This is a genomic window from Sphingobacterium sp. NGMCC 1.201703 (assembly GCF_047784615.1).
In the GTDB taxonomy this organism is placed as follows: Bacteria; Bacteroidota; Bacteroidia; order Sphingobacteriales; family Sphingobacteriaceae; genus Sphingobacterium.
Genome location: NZ_JBLOHD010000006.1, coordinates 27,421 through 47,030 on the forward strand (window position 1 = coordinate 27,421; position 19,610 = coordinate 47,030).

13 protein-coding genes are annotated in these 19,610 nt (G+C 40.7%); 4 read left to right on the plus strand and 9 right to left on the minus strand.

The annotated features are described in order from the left end of the window. Positions 1 to 478: 478 nt before the first annotated feature. From ACK8HY_RS13700 to ACK8HY_RS13730, 7 genes are all read right to left on the minus strand, one after another. Positions 479 to 2,074, minus strand: a complete 1,596-nt coding sequence (locus tag ACK8HY_RS13700) for a M60 family metallopeptidase (protein WP_416133927.1) — start codon at positions 2,072 to 2,074, stop codon at positions 479 to 481. Positions 2,075 to 2,262: 188 nt separating this feature from the next. Next, positions 2,263 to 3,252 carry a hypothetical protein gene (locus ACK8HY_RS13705; protein ID WP_416133928.1) on the minus strand — a complete coding sequence of 330 codons (990 nt, stop codon included), beginning with the start codon at positions 3,250 to 3,252 and terminating at the stop codon, positions 2,263 to 2,265. Between the two features lie 5 nt (positions 3,253 to 3,257). Continuing rightward, positions 3,258 to 3,863 carry a hypothetical protein gene (locus ACK8HY_RS13710; RefSeq protein ID WP_416133929.1) on the minus strand — a complete coding sequence of 202 codons (606 nt, stop codon included), beginning with the start codon at positions 3,861 to 3,863 and terminating at the stop codon, positions 3,258 to 3,260. Between the two features lie 91 nt (positions 3,864 to 3,954). Continuing rightward, entirely contained in the window at positions 3,955 to 5,403 is a 1,449-nt protein-coding gene (locus ACK8HY_RS13715) for a RagB/SusD family nutrient uptake outer membrane protein (RefSeq protein ID WP_416133930.1), read from the minus strand. 11 nt (positions 5,404 to 5,414) lie between these two features. Further along, entirely contained in the window at positions 5,415 to 8,567 is a 3,153-nt protein-coding gene (locus ACK8HY_RS13720; protein WP_416133931.1) for a SusC/RagA family TonB-linked outer membrane protein, read from the minus strand. Positions 8,568 to 9,199: 632 nt separating this feature from the next. After that, positions 9,200 to 10,777, minus strand: coding sequence for a signal peptidase I (lepB, locus tag ACK8HY_RS13725; RefSeq protein ID WP_416133932.1), 1,578 nt, complete (start codon positions 10,775 to 10,777; stop codon positions 9,200 to 9,202). Between the two features lie 20 nt (positions 10,778 to 10,797). After that, on the minus strand, positions 10,798 to 11,532 hold the full coding sequence (locus ACK8HY_RS13730) for a hypothetical protein (RefSeq protein ID WP_416133933.1): 735 nt from the start codon (positions 11,530 to 11,532) through the stop codon (positions 10,798 to 10,800). 354 nt (positions 11,533 to 11,886) lie between these two features. Between ACK8HY_RS13730 and ACK8HY_RS13735 the strand changes: the two genes are divergently transcribed. After that, on the plus strand, positions 11,887 to 14,313 hold the full coding sequence (locus ACK8HY_RS13735) for a TonB-dependent receptor (protein ID WP_416133934.1): 2,427 nt from the start codon (positions 11,887 to 11,889) through the stop codon (positions 14,311 to 14,313). A gap of 218 nt (positions 14,314 to 14,531) precedes the next feature. Here ACK8HY_RS13735 and ACK8HY_RS13740 read toward each other — a convergent pair whose 3' ends face one another. Beyond that, complete coding sequence (locus ACK8HY_RS13740; protein WP_416133935.1) at positions 14,532 to 15,005, minus strand: LIC11966 family surface protein; 474 nt, start codon at positions 15,003 to 15,005, stop codon at positions 14,532 to 14,534. A 303-nt stretch (positions 15,006 to 15,308) separates the two neighbouring features. On the opposite strand from ACK8HY_RS13740, the gene ACK8HY_RS13745 reads away from it, so the two are divergent. From ACK8HY_RS13745 to ACK8HY_RS13755, 3 genes are read left to right on the plus strand one after another with little or no spacing between them, the layout of a single operon-like run. Beyond that, on the plus strand, positions 15,309 to 17,447 hold the full coding sequence (locus ACK8HY_RS13745) for a TonB-dependent receptor (RefSeq protein WP_416133936.1): 2,139 nt from the start codon (positions 15,309 to 15,311) through the stop codon (positions 17,445 to 17,447). Between the two features lie 37 nt (positions 17,448 to 17,484). Continuing rightward, the gene (locus tag ACK8HY_RS13750) at positions 17,485 to 17,982 is read left to right on the plus strand and encodes a DUF4625 domain-containing protein (RefSeq protein WP_416133937.1); all 498 of its coding nucleotides are present in this window, start codon (positions 17,485 to 17,487) and stop codon (positions 17,980 to 17,982) included. Positions 17,983 to 18,042: 60 nt separating this feature from the next. Beyond that, entirely contained in the window at positions 18,043 to 19,059 is a 1,017-nt protein-coding gene (locus ACK8HY_RS13755) for a DUF4625 domain-containing protein (RefSeq protein WP_416133938.1), read from the plus strand. A gap of 80 nt (positions 19,060 to 19,139) precedes the next feature. On the opposite strand, the gene ACK8HY_RS13760 is transcribed toward ACK8HY_RS13755, so the two are convergent. Then, positions 19,140 to 19,589 carry a PepSY-like domain-containing protein gene (locus ACK8HY_RS13760; protein ID WP_416133939.1) on the minus strand — a complete coding sequence of 150 codons (450 nt, stop codon included), beginning with the start codon at positions 19,587 to 19,589 and terminating at the stop codon, positions 19,140 to 19,142. Between the last annotated feature and the right edge of the window lie 21 nt (positions 19,590 to 19,610).

Below are 19,610 nucleotides of genomic sequence, written 5' to 3' on the forward strand. Positions count from 1 at the left end.
TATAAAAACTATATAACGGCTCGGAATAATTGTTAGACTTTTAGGTCTTATTAATAATTGATAGTACGTGACAATGATATAATAATATTTCTAAAGTCATACATAATAACAATAACGAAATCGATTGCGCAATTGAAGCAAACGATTGCGCAATTTATCCCTCATTGTCTATAAATAAAGTAGTTTTATAATTTTATAAAAAAAGTTCTCCTCGTCATTCTATTTAATTAAAAATCTGAAGGTTTTCAGTAAATACTTTTATAAATTATTTTTTACGACATGATGAGTGGGCTGGTCCAAGCGATACAAGCGATAAAGGCAAAAATATTTAAATCGATGATGATCCGAATTTGTATCGCAAAAAATGTGAGCAACTGATCATGCGTCTCCTGCTCATTACCATAGGAATTGGCTTAAAACAAGAAACTCCAAATTACTTTTCGCAATTCGGAGTTTCAAGTTCCATACGTCGTCAATATTAATTGTCCCTCAACGTAGTAAGATCTGCTTTAGGTTGAGGCAAGTTCATATTCCTAATAGCCTTTTTACATTCATCAACCATTTCCTGCGTCATCGTATATGTATACTTTCCGTAATCATCATACTCCAATGTACCGACATAAAAGAAGCCATACTTATCAAAGAAATCTGTCAGATCTATTTTGGCAACCTCACACGCTGTTTTGACAAAGTTTAATTGATGAACAGCTGGATTCCGCTCGCCCATCATCCGATCGGAACTCCAATCCGAGCGTCCTCTTCGGGACGGTTTACTCTTATTCTGCTGGCGAAAAGCTTCAAACAGATCGGCATAAAAATCTGGATGCTTTCCAATTCCCTCAAAATACAACTGTAATTGCCAGAAAGGGATCAAACGGTTAAATACATCAGGATCGGATAAGTAGGAAATTCTCTTCTCAATAATACTGGCTTTGGCTTTTTCAAAGTTATTCTGTTCGGAAACCCTTGTTTTATTACCAAATGATCGTGTTACATATAGGGAAAATAGATTGTTGCTCACTTCGCCCAGGCCACCCCAATTAAACATTGGTCGCGTCTGATGCACATGCCCGACTTCATGACTAAAGCCCCAGCAGGGATCTCCTTTGATTACTGACGCAGGATCAACAACCATACGCATTGCATAACCGACTTTATCCCCCATGTAGGCAACACCGTCTCCATCACGAAACATATAATAATTATAGTTGACCCGTGCAAGGATACGATTCTTAGGAACTTTCTTATATTTTTCCAAGCCCATCAAACGATGCTGCCTGAACAGCAGAGAATCATAATTGCGAATAAGTTCAACGCCTCTTCCATAAGCATATTTCTTCATTGCCTCGATGGGATAAGCAGTTTGTATATGTTCGCCTTTGGCATCCATAATTGGAAATACCGCATGATCAATCAAACTATCCCACTCTTTATTCCCCTGTGTTTTAAGATCAAAGTAACCGTTTACCTGTCCTGTCGGAAAGTGAACCGTAATCGGTTTTTCTTTTTCTGGTTCGTCTGAGAAATAATCAATATAAGCTAAACTTCCATAATCTTTGAGTTGGATAATATTTACGCCGTTGTGCAATCTAAACTCCTGTTTCTCTAAACCCCATCCTTTCGGGTCTTTTGTAGGTTCCTGCGGGTTAGGAGCTTTCCGCAACCAGTTGGGTACAACAAGATTTACTTCTTTACCTGTTTCAATGCCGTCCACGATAACGATATGCTTTCCTTTGGGAAGGTATACACCGGTCATATTTTCATATTTACTATAACCGTCTCCAATACTTAATTGATGGCCCAAGGTGGATGGATTTAGCAAGGCCGAATAAGTCGCATATCTATAGTCTTTTTTGTACTTGCCGGCAAATATAGATAAGGCTACGCTGCGCAATGCCGTATCAGCCATCTGATCGATCTGTTTTTTCTTAATACCTTTTTTTAATTTTAACGCGAGCGCATCTTCGAACACGGAAAGGTCTGCATAGGTTTGTTTAACATCTTGGGCGGATTGTGCCATTAGATTTGCACTCATCAATAGGCCTACCCCTAAAGCCATAAATTTATTTATCATATCGATTGCTATTATTTGGTTACGTAATTAAAGTTTATTATTTACAACTTATTCGCATATCCACTTAGGTGCCCCCCCCCATTTAGGATAGTGATGTCTTTTTAAGCTTGTAAAAAGGTTATGCCATAATATTGGAAAGGAGGCATGCTTAAGCATGCCTCCTTTCCAATATTATGGCATACGTAAAATTAGTTTACCCGTACTACCTGAGGAACGATAACCTCTATTTGATATGTACCTGGCACAAATGCCTGAAAAGAAAATCTCGCATTACAAGAGTATGTGTTGTAAGGGAGTTCCAAGCTATCATCAAACTTGACATATGGCGCCGGAATTCGGTAGTAATAATTAAAGCCGTTGCCCAATGACACCAGTGGGAAAGGCAGCACACCATAAACAAATTCCATCCGATCGTCAAATAAAGTCGTTGAAATAGAATAATCCTGCATCGTTTGCAAATATCCTCCTGCCGTCCCCGAATTAGGGCGTCTTGCGATTTCACCTTTTTTAGGATTGAACGGAACACCATTTTTATCTACTATTTTCACGACAACTTTATTTTCTCCGGAGCCCAAATAGGTCACTTTAATATGACTAGCATTACTTGGGATAGATTTTGTGGTCGTTTCGGCGCCAACTTTCATCGCGACTGTTGATCTCACTGCAGGTACATCAAAATATGGAGCTTCAACCAATTTGAACTCACCAATAGCTGGGTAAACCCTCGTACCAACGGCATTCTTTATTTCTAGGTCAAAAACATAATGACCTTTAGGAAGTTTCAAGGTATTTGGTGTAGACTCAATTGCTCCAGAAAACTTATTGATACTTAACGCCGTCATTACCGTATCTTTCTGTTTTGCGGCAATTAAAGCCAAGGTGGTATCAACCTTAGAATCATATAATTTTTTCCATATTTTGATAGGAAAAGTTTGCAAGAAAACATCTGTTACATCCTTTCCTGTTTCCTTTTCGTACACTTTCAACAACTTAATTTCAATAGGCTTACTAGATCCAGCGGGATTTATTGCTGTGGAAACCGCTGATCTTCCCATACTAATTTCGACAGGTAATTGTTCATAACGAATAATATCACTCAAGTTACCTTCAGGTATTTTTTTACATCCCACAAGCGAAATTGCTGCAAGTCCAATACTATATAATAATTTACTTTTCATAGTCATTAACGATAATAGAATAAAACATGTGAATTACTTAATACATGTACCACACCTGTCGTTGTCTGCGCATTAGAAGTTTGCACCAATGTACGACTACCGACAGGTGGAACAATAGATTTCACATCGAAAACATCACCAATAGCCTGATATAGATAAGTGAACATGACTACTCTCGGAAGAACAGTAGAATTTTCATTATATCCTAATGCAGGATCTCTCGTTTCTTCATACGAAATGACAAAATTCCCCCCTTTGTTATTTTTATACTTTTTCCCTGAAGCTGTTAAGCGGTCGTTCGTCAATTGCTCTTTTGTGATATACATATCGATTGAGTCAGCAAATCGTCCTAATTCATACTTCATAATGGAGTCCACAGTCCACATTTTTTTAGGATCGACTTTTTGAACTTGTCTTGTACGAGCTTGCACATAGTTATAAACATCGTAATCTGTCGGCGCAAAAAAGGTCACTCCCTGAGCATTGATCTTATCTTTCACGCCAGCTTTGTCGATCAGCATCAAAACCGTGTCGAATACACCATATTTATTACTTTTCATCCAGTCGTAGGTAGTCATATTAATCTTTGGATTATGTAATTCTCCACCCACAAAATAGTCGTTCTTTTTACAGGAGCTAATAGCTACTATAATTGCAAGTAAACAAGCTATATTTAAAATAATCTTTTTCATGATTTTCTTATTAATGATTTTTCCACCAAGGGTTCTGGGTTAACAGTTCATTTTGTGGCAATAAACTACGCATATTCAGTGGCCAATAGTATCCTTGGTTAGCGATTCTATCAGCCGAATAATATGCTGAATATTCATCAAATTGCTCAAACATCTTCATCCGAATCAAATCAAATTGGATGACGCCTTCTCCAATGAGTTCTCTTCTCCGTTCCCTGAATATTTCTTTAAACAGCTCTTCACCAGAAACCTGAATCTCCTCAAGCCCCGCTCTCTTTCTAATCGTATTTAAGTCATTTAATGCAAGTGTTGTCTTACCATTCTTATAGTAGGCTTCCGCGCGGAGCAAGATAATATCTGCAAGACGGATCAGCACCAAATTATTGCTTATTGCATATTTTCCCTCCCTATATTCGACAGCTCTGTCGTACTTACGAATTGTCTTTAACCTCGCATTATCCGGAAAAGGCATCGACATGGAATCTAATCTTGCTTCGGGCTCATCAAACTCTGATTCAAGAAATTCGGGATCAATATCCCAGACAGAACCATTACCTTTACCTGGGATAGTAGCTCCAGACAAAAATCTACTAAAGAAATCTTCTGTGAATTCATTTCCACTCTCACTATATAGCATATTCAGTTCAAAAATTGATTCTTTAGAATTCCCTTTCCATATATTCCGATAATCTTTAATATCCTCTAAAATATAGCCGAATTTCAAGGTCTCATTTGCATACTTTTCTGCATTTACATAATCATGCTCCCACGCACAGATCTCGGCCATTAAGGCATTGGCAGCCCCCTTGGATGCAAAACTCTTTGTAGAGCCCTGTTGAAGATTAGTGATGACATATAATAAATCCTCCTTACAAAAAGCTAAGGTCTCCTTTTCTGGTGTTCTCGCCATGTCTGGAATATTTTGCGGATCTTTAAACGTCTCTTTAACCAAAAGCACATCGCCCCAAACACGCTGCATGTAGAAATAAGTGTATGCCCGCAGGAAGCGCGCATTTGAAATATATCCCTTCTTTTCCTCTGCGCCGCCTTCAAACAATTTGACATCCATCGCTTCGGCTTGTTCAACAATTAAATTACACTGATTAATGACACCGTAAAAACGCGTCCAGTTCCACAAACTTCCTTCAAGGTAGGGCGCATAGCTAAATCTATAACCTCCTGACCTAGCAAATTGATCCATATTCCAATCTTCGTCTGCCTGACGTATTATTCCAGATGCGATATCGCCAAAAATAAAATAAGATCGATCTGCCCGAAGCGAATTACGTAATAGTGCATACGCACCAAGCGTTGCTCTATTCACATTTTCTCCATCTTTCCAGAAAACCTCGTCATACGTGCTATTTTCCGGTTTCAAGTCAAGGTATTTCGAACATGAGGAATTAAAAAGTATAATTCCCGACAACCCGATTAATGATAATATATATTTAAATTTCATTTCGATCGCTTTTAAAAGTTAACTTCTAAACCAATTGTATATTTTCTAGGTAAAGGATACGCTCCACCGCTGTACTCTCCCTGAGGTGTTACAAGTTCAGCATCGGGCACCGAAGCTTTCTGAAACGTATGAAGATTATCCAGCATACCGTAGAATCTTACAGTTCGTGCCCCCACCTTTAATCTTTCTACGATATGTTTCGGCAGAAGATATCCAACGGAGATTGTTTTGATTTTGAAATAGGTTCCATTCTCATTAAACATCGTACTAAATGGGAGGTATTGATAGAAATAGCTTCCATAGGGAGATATCGAAGGAAAATTCGCTTGATAATTTGGATCCTTTGCCTTTTCAGGTGTCCAATAATCTAGACCTTCTAGATCAGGCAGTCTATTGTTGGTAAACCTGTTTACGCTTCCTCCAATTGCATTAAATTGGTTACTCTTTAAATTATTAATAATGTCACGTCCAATGGTAAAGGTATTTAACATACTGATTGAAAAACCTTTGTATATAAATTCATTATACAAACCTCCCGTAATACGAGGGTTCGGATTACCCGTTAACATCAAGTCACCATCAGCAGCTCCTTTATCTTCATCACTCCATGTATCCCAGTCCTGATTCACATCCGCCCAATTTGGATATCCCGGTTTAACAGGATAGTTCCCTTTGAAAACAGTAATAGGCTTTCCAGTCACAGGATTGACAGGTATTTGATCTTGGTGCGAATAGACCCCCTGATAGATCATTTGTGCCCAACGATAAATAGGACTTCCCACTGTATACAACAATTGTTGATTCCAACCTCTAGAATCGGCATAGAAACTACGATCTCCAAATGGCAATGCACCGATTCTATTTTTGTTAAAAGTCATATTTAGGTTAGTATTCCATTGCAATGCGCTCGTTTTAGACAGATTTTTAGTCATAATCGTCAGGTCAATACCTTCATTATAAACCGTCATTGGAACGTTAAAGGACAACTTGGTGTAACCTGTGTAGTACGGGAATGAGAATCCCATAATTGGATCCTTAAGAATCTTTCTATAAGCATCGAACGTCACATTTAGACGATCATTGAAAAGTCCTAAATCGAATCCAATATTAGTTTGTTCTGATTTATTCCATGTCAGATTTTTAAGCGTCAATGGTTTTGCGAATGATGGTACAGCGAAGGTCGTTCCATTATAAGTATCCGATGACAATGCCCAAACATTATATGGTGCATAAAAATCCTCTGGCAGTACGCCCGATTTACCCCAGCTACCTCTTACCTTAAGCATGTTAACCCAGTCCACGTTTTTCATAAATTCCTCATCAGAAACTACCCAAGCACCTGATAATGCAGGAAAATACCCCCATTTCGTATTCACACCAAATCTTGAAGATGCGTCTGCACGCCATGAAGCGTTGAAGATATAACGTGATTTATAATCGTAAGAAAATTGTCCCATATAAGACAGCAAGCCAGATTCAAGCTTATCTGTACTCGCTATAAGATCTTTAGTCGCTACACCTTTGATAACATGAATATCGTCCGTCGGCAAGTTAAATCCTTCCGTTTTATGATACAATTGTTTATCATATTGAAAGGACTGGAGTGCCGTCAAATTAATTGTATGCTTATCGTTGAATGTCTTGATATAATTCAAAACGTTGGCGATATTATAGGTATATGCATTTCGACCCGTTGATGCAGCATAGTTGGTTCCCTGATTTAGCTCCCTGGGCTGGAATTGGTTTCTACTATCGAGGTTTGCTTGTAATGATCCTTCTAATGAATATTGCAAACCATCAAGAATGTCCACATACGTTTTTGAGAATATATTGATATTATCGGTCTGGTTATCATCTTTCAATTTATCATATTGACCAAGGTAAAAATCATAATCCGCTTGACCAAGACCAACAAAGGAAGAAGGCATCTCGCCCTGGTTGACCGGAACGACCTGATCAATACCTCTCCCCAAACCGCGTTTCCGATTAATCCTTGCGGCAGAAACCATAAAATCGGACTTGATAATTGGTGAAAGGGTAAATCCAAAATTGCCCCGAATTGAGTAGCGTTTAAAGCCTGTGTTACGAACCACACCATCCTCATTATAATAACCGGCAGATAATCTGTAGTTCACGGCTTCGCTACCGCCAGAAATACTTGCATCCGCATTATCTATATTACCCGTAGTATAAAATAAATCCTGCCAATCCGTAGCATTATTGTAGCTATTGTTTAAACTATCGGTCAAGGGCTGTGTAAACCCGCCCATTTGAGCCCAAGAAGCATATTGGCTTAGAATATCCATCTTTGTCCGTCTCTCGGTAGCGCCACCTAATGTTCTTTGCAGTTGAGGCCGCTCTGTAATCCCCCTGTAATAAGATGCTCGAATAGACGGAATGCCGGCACGGCCCCGTTTTGTCTTAATTACAATTACGCCATTCGCTCCGCGAGAACCCCATACCGCTGTTGCCGCTGCGTCTTTCTGAACAACAATACTTTCAATATCATTGATATTTATACCAGCGACATAGTTTGTTCCTGTCGCAGAAGAGCCCCCCAAGTCAGAGACTGAAAGTGGCATACCATCAATGATGTACAATGGTGAACTCATGGTATTTGCTAAATCTACTTCAGCATTAAGATCTGGTGATATCGTCGTATTTCCACGTACGGTAAACGTGTTCCTTGCTCCGGGTTCACCTGTAAAATTTTGAATATTGACCCCTGCTACACGACCTTGTAACAGACTCTCGAAACTTGGTGCAGGCAGATCTTCGATAGTCTTTCCTGAAATCACTTGAACCGCACTTGTCGTCTTCCGAACAGATTGCTTTTGGTATCCGACAACAACAACCTCACCCAAAGATGAATCATCATTCAAAAGAACTACAGGTGGAATTTGCTTTGACGTCACTCGGACTTCCTGTTTTTTAAAGCCCACACCAGAAAAAACCAATGTAGCTGGAAGACTTTTTACTGCCAAGCTGAACGAACCTTGCTGATCGGTCGACGCTTGATTTGTTGTACCTCGCTCGGTGACGGTCATGCCCGCCAGCGGAACTCCTTTTCCATCCCGAACAGTTCCTTCAACAGGAATAGTCTGTCCGAAAACCTGAAAATAAGAGAGTACCACGAGGATAATGGTAGGTAGAATTCTCTTCATATTAATTTAGTGTTAGTGCTGGTCAAGGTACAGCAAAAAAACTGGTCACACAAAAATTACACGACACACAAATAACTATTACAACATATTTTATCAAATAACATTTCTCAATCGATTGCGCAACATTCACGCAATCGATTGAGAAAAAATTCAATTAAAAATGCCTCATACTGAAACACAAATAAAGAATAGCTTATTTTATTAGAAAAAATTAAGATGGAAGGCGTGAATATAAAAAGAGAAAAAAACAATGAAAAATATTTTGCAAAAATTAATTAATAGGATATTTGAATTATTCAAAATTTACCCATCACGTTATAATTAAACAAAACACCGCTATGCAAACAGCATATTTCACATAAATCAATTACGGAAATATCGCAGCGCATCGAAACTGAGCGAATACAGAGTAAATCCCAAACATATCGCGATCGAACCTGCTGTTCATTATGACTTAGGTTTAAATGACAATGCGGATGGCGTGGTCATTCTTAGCTAAAACGGGGGCTATCCAAAAAGGTTGGATAGCCCCCGTTTTTATGCGGTTTTACCTGTAATTTCCCGAAATATCATTTCGGATGTTCAATACTCAAAGGATTGAGCGGCTCTTTTGGCCATCTTCCCAGTTCGTTTTATTTTATTCCCTTAAAAATCCGGTTCCAACGGATTTTAGAGAGCCCCGCTCCATCTGCATTCCAGCTCATCCAGGTAAATAAGGCTTTACCCACAATATGATCCTCAGGAACAAAACCCCAGTCTCTGGCATCCAACGAATTATGCCTGTTGTCCCCCATCATCCAATAGTAATCCATTTTAAAGGTATAAGAGTCCGTCTTGCTCCCATTTATATATAGTCCATCGGCCTTCTTTTCCAAACTATTATGTTCATAGACCCGAATCGCGCGTTCGTAAAGCGGCAATGTCTGCGCATTTAAAATAACTTTCATCCCCTTCTTTGGAATCACAAAAGGCCCGAAATTGTCGTAGTTCCATTTGTACTGCGGATCATTTGGGAATGTATTGGCTTGAGCTTCCCCCGGTTTGCCTACATTCATTTGCATGGATTTGACATTAGACCATGACTTCACCATTTTTGCCTGCTCCGGAGTCAGGAAAACAATATAGGCTCCGGGCTGAACCAGCGTTGCCTCGATTCCCATATCTTTCAACCGCTGTTCATCGAGACCTGTTTCATCCGTCATCACTATATAATCCATCTGACTTTCCGGTGCGACAAAACCAGGTTGATCATTTACATACAATACAGCATTCTGCATGCTAATCTTATCCCCAGGCATTCCAACACAGCGTTTGATCAAATGTTCCCTTTTATCTACAGGACGTGTCTTAATGGTAAATTGCTGGTGAACGGCATTATAGCCCATCGAACGCACTAGGTCATAATAGGGCTGATCCTGGTTCTCGATCGCTACGGTATCCCCCGCTGGGGCATTAAATACAATAACATCATTCCGCTTGATCTGCTGAAACCCCGGAAGCCGTTTGTATGGAAGCTCAATCAATTCCGAAAATGCATTTCCACCAATAACAGGCATCGTATGATGTGCGAAAGGAAAAGCGATGGGTGTATTGGGGATACGGGGCCCATAATTCAATTTACTCACAAATAGATAGTCCCCGATCAAAAGCGATTGTTGCATGGAACCCGAAGGAATCATAAAGGCTTCTAACAGGAAACCACGGATCAATGTTGCTGCAACAGTTGCAAAAACGATTGCATCTGCCCATTCACGGACCATGGATTTCTTATAGGGATACTTAACTTTGAATTCGTTATAGGATTCGTGCAATAAGGCTAGCTGCTCCTCTTTGGTCATTGCTTGTCCTTCGCCGCCAGCCGTTTTAAGTTTTTTGGCATAAATTCCATTGAGAAACTGAACATTTTTATCCCGCCCCCATAGCGGCAACACAATAAATGGGAACAATACCGCAGCACAGTTTTCCCAAAATCTTCTTTTGCCAAAACAATGGATAAAATCGAGGTATAAGTTATAAAAGACAAAGACATTTACAATGGGGACAATCAGCAAAGCAATATACCAGGTAGGTCTATTGGTGATCTGTCCCTGGATCCATTGGCTATACACCGGAACGATACCCTCCCAGCCACGACGTCCCGCTTTCTCGAACAAAAGCCAAAAGCCATATGCGGCAATAATGGTCAGTACACTAAAAATAATAAGCGTCATATTCTTTTTTTATCGAAATGTTAATAGATAAACAATCTGGATGAATCCAATGGTGATTCTTTCGACCGTTGTAACTCATTGTATCTCATGATATATTTAATAAATATATCATAATTATATTTCTGTTCCTTTTCAAATTCGACAAATAATTCAGGTTCGTCATTTATCAGACGGCCCAATGTCAGTGTTCGTTTCTTCTTGCTACCACTAAACAGGCCGCTCGAATTACTGTTTATTTCAATAACCTCACCTGTTGCTTTCTTGAGCGCATAGGCATATTTTGACTTGGTAAATCCCACTCCAATCATGGGTGCAGCCCCGCCACTCCCGATCATCATTCCACCACTGCCGCCAAAATGCAGTTCAGATACATAGTAGGCCATAATCTCCCCATCAACGAGCACTTCAGCAAAAGTCGGCTCCAGGTCCGGCGTCTTACGGATCTGATAGGTCTGTGGAGAAGTTCCCGGCACAGGTTCCAGCCCATTTTCTACATAGGACGGTGCATATACTTTCTTTTTGGATTTCCAATAGGCACGGAACACCTGGTCGGGCGTAAAAGTCAGCTTCTCTTTTTGCAGACTCTCAAATTTTAGTTTACGATCCTTGACCGAAGAAATCTTTCCGTACAGCGTGTCCGCATTCATCAATACAAGATAATCTGCATTTGTCTCAGTCACCTGTGCATGAATTACAGTTGAGCTCAATAAAAAAAATGAAAAACAAACAGTCTTAAAATATGCTATCAGTCTCATAAACCACTATTTATACCTGTAAAGCTACATAAAAATACATGATTCGACTCTAATTTTTCCGGCTTTAACCTTTCTTAAGGAAATCCCCGTCATTGACAATATATATCCTTCTCTATTCTTACTCTCGGTAAGTACAACCTGTGGGCAGAAAACATACGCACAGCTAGCATCGGCTTTTTCGAGTGAATATACAAGCCATTCTCAAACCGTATAAAAAATTCAAATCCGAAAAGATTTGAACAGGTACTAATCAAAATCTTCCTTATCGAAAATCATATTTTTAAAAAAACACTTTTATTTAGATTTAATATAAACTACTTTTGTCACCCAAACAAAAATGATTTTACAGCACTTATGAAAAAAAGATTTCTGCTCTCTATATTAGGACTAGGTACTATAACTTTGGGTTATTCCCAGAAAATTCAGGGATACGTAAAAAATGGCGAAGGAAAGCCCATACCAGGAGCGACAATCACTTTTGCCAAAGAAAGCAAGACCCGGAGTGATGAAAACGGATTCTATACTATTTTTGTCAAACCGGGGACCTATCAAGGGCAAGCTAGTTATCTTGGCAAATCGTCCGAGTTCAGTGTATTTTCGATACAAAGCGAAGATTCAAAACAATTGGATTTTCAGATCAATGAAGGTCATCATTTGGACGAAGTCGTTGTTGTTGCCAATCGCAAACCGACTAATATCTCTGAAGTTGCCGGTACCGTTTGGCTGGTAAATACCGAACAGATACAGCAGCAAGCCAAAAGTGGTGTCCCAATTAAAGAAATGCTTGGGCTACTGATTCCAGGGATGGACGTGGGCCCACAAGGACGGACGAACTATGGACAGAATATGCGGGGCCGCAGTATGTTGGTCATGATTGATGGTGTAAGTCTAAATAGCCTACGTGGAATAAGCCGTCAACTCGATGCCATAGACCCCTTCAATATTGAGCGGATAGAAGTCCTTTCTGGAGCCAACTCAATTTATGGCGGAAATGCAACCGGAGGGATTATCAACATCATTACAAAAAAAGCTATAAAAGATGGTTGGGGAGCTTCCACAGAGGCTGGTGTACGATCGGGCCTCCGTCATGGTGGCGATGCCGATTGGCGTATTGCACAATCCGTCCAAGCAAAAGGGGAGAAAATCGATGGCAGGCTCGCTTTCGCATATCAGCAGAATGGAGCGACCTACGGCGCAGATAATAAGCAAATATTCACCGATATCTCCCAAACCGACCTCCAATACAATAGATCAATGGACCTTCAGGGAACATTCAATTATCGTATTCATCCCCAGCATAAAATTGCTGTTTTTGGCCAATACTATAATTCAAAGTTTAATGGTGACCGTAGTTTATTTCTTGGAGACAGTATCAAAGCATTCACTCCTGGTAACGGAAATCTATTGGAAATGAGAGATGGATTTAAATCTTCCGTTAACCCAGGCACCAAACGATGGATGGGAACGCTAAACTATACCGGCAATAACATTCTCGGGGGGCAGGATCTTTATGTACAAATTGCGAGCAGAGCAGAAAAAATTGATTTCTACCCCTTTCCAAATAATATCAGCCTCCAGCAAGGCAAAACCATATATACCTCTTCTTCTCGTCAAAATACCGATTACACAGGTATGAAACTTTTGCTGAGCAAAGAGTTGGGCCGCCTAAACTTATCTTATGGAGCCGATTTAGATTTCGAAAAATTTGAGGCAACCCAAGCTATTTACGATATTCCAAAGGCCTTGACATCAGGCGGTTTAGTGAATGAACAGATTTATGCTGTCGGTCGTTATCCTACCATCAAGTCAAAATCATTGGCTGGATATGTACAAGCAGAGTATCAGGTCGCGGATCCCCTGAAATTATCGGCCGGCATACGTTATCAGAACGCCGCCATTGATGTAGCAGATTTTGTAGGCAATACACAGCAGGCTTTACTTGCTTTTGGTATGGGCAAATCCGCCGATCAGATACCCGGTGGAAAAAGTAATTATGGGATGACCACGATCAATGCCAGTGCGCTTTACAAAATCAATGCACAACAACAGACCTGGATAAGTTATGCTGAAGGCGTCGCACTCGCCGACCCCGCAAAGTATTTCGGTTATGGTACCTATAAATATGATGCTAATGCAGCACATTATATATTACAGTCCAGTATCAATATTGCTGAAGCTAAACTGCAAGGTGTAAAAACGAATCAGTTTGAATTGGGCTACCGACTTAATCAGGACGGCCTAAAAGTCCAATTATCTGGATTTGTAAGTCAGTCCAACAAATCTGTGGAGAGCGACCGCAGTACCTACCAGATTTTGGTAAAAGATAATCCGATCCGTAATATCGGTATCGAGGCACAGATTGACTACAGAATCAAAAACATCCTGGTCGGAGCCAATACTTTGGTTATTAATTCAAAAAACAGAATTGAAGGTGAATGGCGAAAACAAGATATTAATTATGCCAGTTCCAATAAATTCAATGTATATGCGGGTTATACCTATGGAGAATGGTCGACCCGTTTACAGATGCTCCAGATACTGGATCTCAAAGATGCAGATGACAAAAAATTGAAGGGATACAATGCTGTTGACTGGTTTGTGACCTATACGACCAAATATGGCCGCTTCAATGCAGGTGTCCAAAACGTTCTAAACACCAAGTATCAATCAATCTGGAGTCAACGGGCCCAACTTCTTTATGCTGGCTACAAAGTCCCGGAAATGTTTTACTATCAGGGGCGTGGACGTACATTTACAGTCAATTACAGTATTGATTTCTAAAAAAAGAAACTTCCCTAAAAGTCAAGTCGAAACCTTTGATATTCGAAAATCTGATTGACGCTTTGGGCAGATGGAGCTAAAATAAGTAAAAACTGGGCTATCCAAGCATTGGATAACCCAGTTTTCCAATTTTAACCAGTCCCTTTACCAAGAGATTCTCTTATTCAGTACGCTGTGGACATCCTAAATTTACATCTTAATCAGCGAAAGACTGGTTTCTACCCTTTATATTTACCTTCAAATTCGGTCGATGCTTTATTTACGCCATTACTCATGCTTTCGAAGGCTTTATTAATATTATCCAGTAGTGCTGATTCTGTAGTCGCATCGGGATTTTTACTTTTTCGCAATTCGATCAGCTTTGGATAATCCTCAGTCACGATTTTTTTGTAACCATTCAGGCCGTCGAGTACCGCTTTTTGAAAGCTGGCATCGCCTTTAAAATCGCCCAGATCCTCTACTTTCTTAATATCCGCGTTCAGGGATTTTTCCCAATCTGTGCGCACTTGTTCTGCCTTGGCATAGTCGGCTGAATTCATTGCTGCATTCATCGACTCAATATGCTTTTCACTCCCATTGATGACCGTGATAATCGAATTGTTGTAGGCTGCAGGATCCTTTGTTCCTGAATTACAACCTGACATTGTCAGCACCGCTACGGTTAAGATACCTGTTAAGAATTGTTTCATCATTGTTGTTATATTTTAGGGTTTACTAATCTCTATAAGAATAAAAGTCCTTTGCTCGTTAGTCAGCCCCTAGTTTCTACCCATACCTCCACAGCCGCCTAACTAACTTATCCAAAGATAGTTGAAGCTCAATCTTTTTTCTATCACTGAATTCAGGTATTTATTTTTTCAACACAATTATGCAACACGGTTGCTTTTGACATCTTTTTACTTATATTTGTTGCAACTTAATTGCAATACATAATTTACAAAAGCTTAACTCGGTTGATGAACAAATGCAGGATTTTCACTCTCTTATTCACGTATATGCTGTTAGTCCCTACTTATGCACAGGAAAAAGTGACAAAAACCGTTGGACTAAAGGAGGTACAGGTTGAAGGAAAACGTTATGGACAACCAGCTGAAGGAGCAATGTCTGTAGCTATCCTGACCAATGATTCATTACAGAAATATCAGGCGGGCAGTTTGATGCAGACTTTAGATAGAGTACCCGGAGTCAATGCCATCGGCATCGGCGCAAGTCAATCCAAACCGCAAATCCGGGGCCTCGGCTTTAACCGGGTGGCCACCGTCGAAAATGGAATCAAGCATGAAGGACAACAATGGGGACTGGATCATGGGCTGGAAATTGATCAGTTCGGCGTAGGCGCAGTCGAAATTATTAAAGGTGCGAGTTCATTTATGTACGGATCAGATGCCATTGCTGGTGTCATCCGTCTGTCCTCGCCAGCGGCGCCACAAGAAAATGGCTTGCAAGGTCATGCCAACCTATTTACAAGATCCAATAATGCCAGCTATGGCGCTGCGTTACAACTGCAGGGCAGGAAGAACAACTGGGTTTTCGGCGGTGGAGTGACCCATCTCGATTATGCCGACTACCGTGTACCTACAGATACGGTCTATGTTTACAATTATGCCGTCCGTTTAAAAAATCGACAGGTGCGTAATACCGCGGGAAGGGAAACAAGTTTTCAACTCCGGACGGGTTATGTTTCCGAGCGATTTTCTTCTATACTCTATCTAAGTAACTACCGTACTAAAATCGGCTTTTTCGCCAATGCACATGGTCTTGAACCGCGAGGTGTAGATACAGCGCTATACGACCGTTCGGACCGGGATATTCTTTATCCAAGTCAGCAGGTTAATCATTTTAAACTCATTAGCCGAAATAATATTACACAGGGTGTACATAAGATCTGGCTGGATCTTGGCTACCAAAGAAATTATCGCCAGGAATTCAACAACTACACGGCACATGGATATATGCCCCCGGTATACCCGCAAGACATGGTCATTCCGATGAACCTTGAACGGCTGTATGATAAAGAAATCTATCATATTACACTAAAAGATGAATTTACCCTGGCTTCACATCGACTGACTATAGGTGGAAATGCTGAGCAACAACTTAATCACATCGATGGTTGGAGTTTCCTTATCCCAGGCTACAGACAGAAGGCAATGGGCGTATTTATTCACGACCGCTATACGATCAACGAGCAAACCATACTCTATGGTGCCTTACGTTATGACCATAGCACTATGCACAGCTTTCCTTATCAGGACTGGTTTGCGTCGAGACTGGAAAACAATCAATCTGTCCATGTCGTCCGGGCAGATGAACTTCATCGGAGTTTCCATAGCCTCGTTTGGTCCCTTGGTGCGACACGACAAATAGGTCAATGGGAAACGAAACTGAACGTGGGTAAAAGTTTTCGCGCCCCCCTTGCGCAGGAGCTTGCGGCCAATGGTGTAAATTATCATTATTTCAGTTACGAAAAGGGAAATACTTCCCTCTCTCCAGAGCAGTCCTACCAAATGGACTTATCTGTAGCCCGATCTATCGGAAGCGCCAATATCGCTTTTACGCCTTTTTTCAATTATTTCTCCAATTACATCTATCTCAATCCCACATCGGGTTATGACCAGTATTATGGGGCAGGTAATCAAATATTTGAATATGCCCAAAGTAAAGTACAGCGTTATGGGGCCGAAATCCAAGTAGAATATCGCCCCTTAAAGGATCTAAAAATAGAATTATTGGGCGAATATGTTCGATCCAAACAACTTTCGGGGAGCAAAAAAGGCTATACATTGCCCTTCTCTCCTGCGCCCTCACTGGTATTGGATGTAAGTTGGTCTCCAAGAAGCAGCCGCTATTTTAAGGAGCCTTACCTTTCTTTAGATTCCAAATGGACCGCTAGCCAGCAGCATATTGTGCCGCCAGAGGAAAAAACAAAAGGCTATCAGGTACTCAATCTGCGCGCGGGGACACAGCTGCCCCTGGGCCGGTCAGCGCTCCAATTGCGTTTGCAGATCCAGAATATTTTTGACACAAAATATATGAACCACACCAGTTTCTACCGGCTAATCTCGCTACCTGAGCAAGGGCGAAATATCATCCTGTCTCTCGGAATACCCTTCGGTGAGCAAAACCGAAGCTAACAAATTAATCGATGAAAAAATTCATCGCGAATTAATCATGAACAAACTACACATACATATGCAAATACGCAAGAAATACGCAGTAATGGCCCTCATGGCCGCATTCACTATCGCCTGTAAAAAAGAAAAGGAGCCCATTGACAGTGAAAAGCCAACCATAGATATTCGAGCGGAGAGCGCTTTTCCAAAACAATGCAGTCAAATCAAACGCGGATCAACTGTTACATTCCGCACACAATTATCAGACAATGTCGCCCTGGGCAGCTACAGTATTGACGTTCATCACAATTTTGACCATCATTCACACAGCACCGAGGTGGAGGAATGTACATTAGAGCCGATCAAGAAACCCGTTAGACCTTTTGTTCTGGTCAAATCTGTCAATATACCCGGACAAGTACAACAGTATGATGCCCAGCTTCAGATTGATGTCCCTGCAGATGTTGACCCCGGCAACTATCACTTTATGATCCGGGTAACGGATCAGTCCGGCTGGAGCAGCCAACGTGGAATCAGCGTGCGTATTATTGAATAAGAACGTCCTCACAGCAAAACAATTCAATTATTTTCTATCATAACATTTAAATCAATGAACATGAAAACCAGAAACATTCAATTTGTATTACTGCTTACCGCGATTTTCTTTGGCTTCCTGTCTTCCTGTAAGAAAGACAATGCCGATGTTCCGGTTGCAACAAAACCTGAGATCGGCACCCTAGAAATCGGATCTGGCAATAATAAAACAGTAAAAGCAGGCGAAGATCTCCATCTTGAAGGTGATATTGTGGCCGAAGCACTTATCGACAAGATTGAGATCGATATCCATCAGGAAGGTGGCACTTTCAAATTTGCCAAAGTCTATACCGACGAAAAATATGTTGGCAAAAAAAATGTGATTTTCCATGAGCACATCGACATACCCTCTGAAGTTCCGGCCGGTCAATATCATTTTCACCTGACCGTAACGGATAAGGCCGGCAACACGACGAGCGTAGAATCTCCGCTGACCATTCAAGCATCCGATGTGAATGTGAAAGCAAGCTATAAGCTTATTTTTACGGAAGTTAATGGTTCAGTACATGGCGACCATTTTCATGACCTTGCCGATAAAGACAATGTAGAACCCTCATCTATCATCTTTGACAATAGCGGCAAAGCAGTAGCTGGACACGCGCATCTTAAACCGGACGGAATTTATAAAATTGACTTCAAACAGTTTGACGCCACAGGTCAGGAAATCCAGGGTCAATATATTAAAGATAAAGCTACAGCAACGCTATACAAAGCGTTCTTAACTGGTGGTGCTTTTATCCTAAATTCTGGAAATAACGTAACAGGCGCCATTTTCCAACCAAAAGAGTCGACTTACGGTGATGGTTCGGCCGTAACAGGCGCTATTGAGACCACCGGTATTACGTCTTATTTTACTGCCGGAAAAGACAATGAAGGTGAAAAGGAGCTTGTATTCGTTCTACGAAAATTTAAAGATCCTGCAACCAAAGCTACTATTACCCGTGCAGACTGGAATCGTACAGATTATGCAGCCAAATATCCTGGGGAAGACATTATCCGGCTATCTTTTGAATTGCATGCCGAAGAGGGTGAAGACTAATTTCGGAAGAAAAAGCATTCAAATAAAAAACACCTTGTTAGCAATGTTAACAAGGTGTTTTTGTTTACGTTTGCCATGGCCTAATCTCTTCGCTTTGCTAGCACATTTCCATTCGGATCAACCACGAGTTTCCATTCATCGGCCCGACTTTTTACTTCGAATGCATACGTAATCTTTTGCTCTTCACTGATCCTGTTTACATCCTCGATGCGATAGCCCGGAAAATCCCTTTTCACCTTTGCCATAACAGCTTTTGGCAAATCATTTTTGGCAAGCGCCTCTTTGTGACGGACAATCTTACCATTGCTTTGAATCCATACCTCATGATCTGCTCCAAACAAACCTGTTTCAAACTCAGCTTCATATAGTCCCGCTTTCAGTTCCCAGTCTACCCCTTTGGCTTTTGGAAACTTTTGTTGAAAACTATTTACGACCACCGCAGGCACCTGACTTTGTGGAATATCCTGGGCAAACGCTCCCATTGTTGATAGTGCGAGAAGACATGCACTTAATATTGTTTTACGATTCATGATGTTACTAATTTTAATGTA

What these genes read in the sequence shown, in the direction of transcription:
- ACK8HY_RS13700 (WP_416133927.1), bottom strand. Translation starts at nt 2,074, where the DNA reads ATGATAAATAAATTTATGGCTTTAGGGGTAGGCCTATTGATGAGTGCA.
- ACK8HY_RS13705 (WP_416133928.1), bottom strand. Translation starts at nt 3,252, where the DNA reads ATGAAAAGTAAATTATTATATAGTATTGGACTTGCAGCAATTTCGCTT.
- ACK8HY_RS13715 (WP_416133930.1), bottom strand. Translation starts at nt 5,403, where the DNA reads ATGAAATTTAAATATATATTATCATTAATCGGGTTGTCGGGAATTATA.
- ACK8HY_RS13720 (WP_416133931.1), bottom strand. Translation starts at nt 8,567, where the DNA reads ATGAAGAGAATTCTACCTACCATTATCCTCGTGGTACTCTCTTATTTT.
- lepB (WP_416133932.1), bottom strand. Translation starts at nt 10,777, where the DNA reads ATGACGCTTATTATTTTTAGTGTACTGACCATTATTGCCGCATATGGC.
- ACK8HY_RS13730 (WP_416133933.1), bottom strand. Translation starts at nt 11,532, where the DNA reads ATGAGACTGATAGCATATTTTAAGACTGTTTGTTTTTCATTTTTTTTA.
- ACK8HY_RS13735 (WP_416133934.1), top strand. Translation starts at nt 11,887, where the DNA reads ATGAAAAAAAGATTTCTGCTCTCTATATTAGGACTAGGTACTATAACT.
- ACK8HY_RS13740 (WP_416133935.1), bottom strand. Translation starts at nt 15,005, where the DNA reads ATGATGAAACAATTCTTAACAGGTATCTTAACCGTAGCGGTGCTGACA.
- ACK8HY_RS13745 (WP_416133936.1), top strand. Translation starts at nt 15,309, where the DNA reads ATGCTGTTAGTCCCTACTTATGCACAGGAAAAAGTGACAAAAACCGTT.
- ACK8HY_RS13750 (WP_416133937.1), top strand. Translation starts at nt 17,485, where the DNA reads ATGAACAAACTACACATACATATGCAAATACGCAAGAAATACGCAGTA.
- ACK8HY_RS13755 (WP_416133938.1), top strand. Translation starts at nt 18,043, where the DNA reads ATGAAAACCAGAAACATTCAATTTGTATTACTGCTTACCGCGATTTTC.
- ACK8HY_RS13760 (WP_416133939.1), bottom strand. Translation starts at nt 19,589, where the DNA reads ATGAATCGTAAAACAATATTAAGTGCATGTCTTCTCGCACTATCAACA.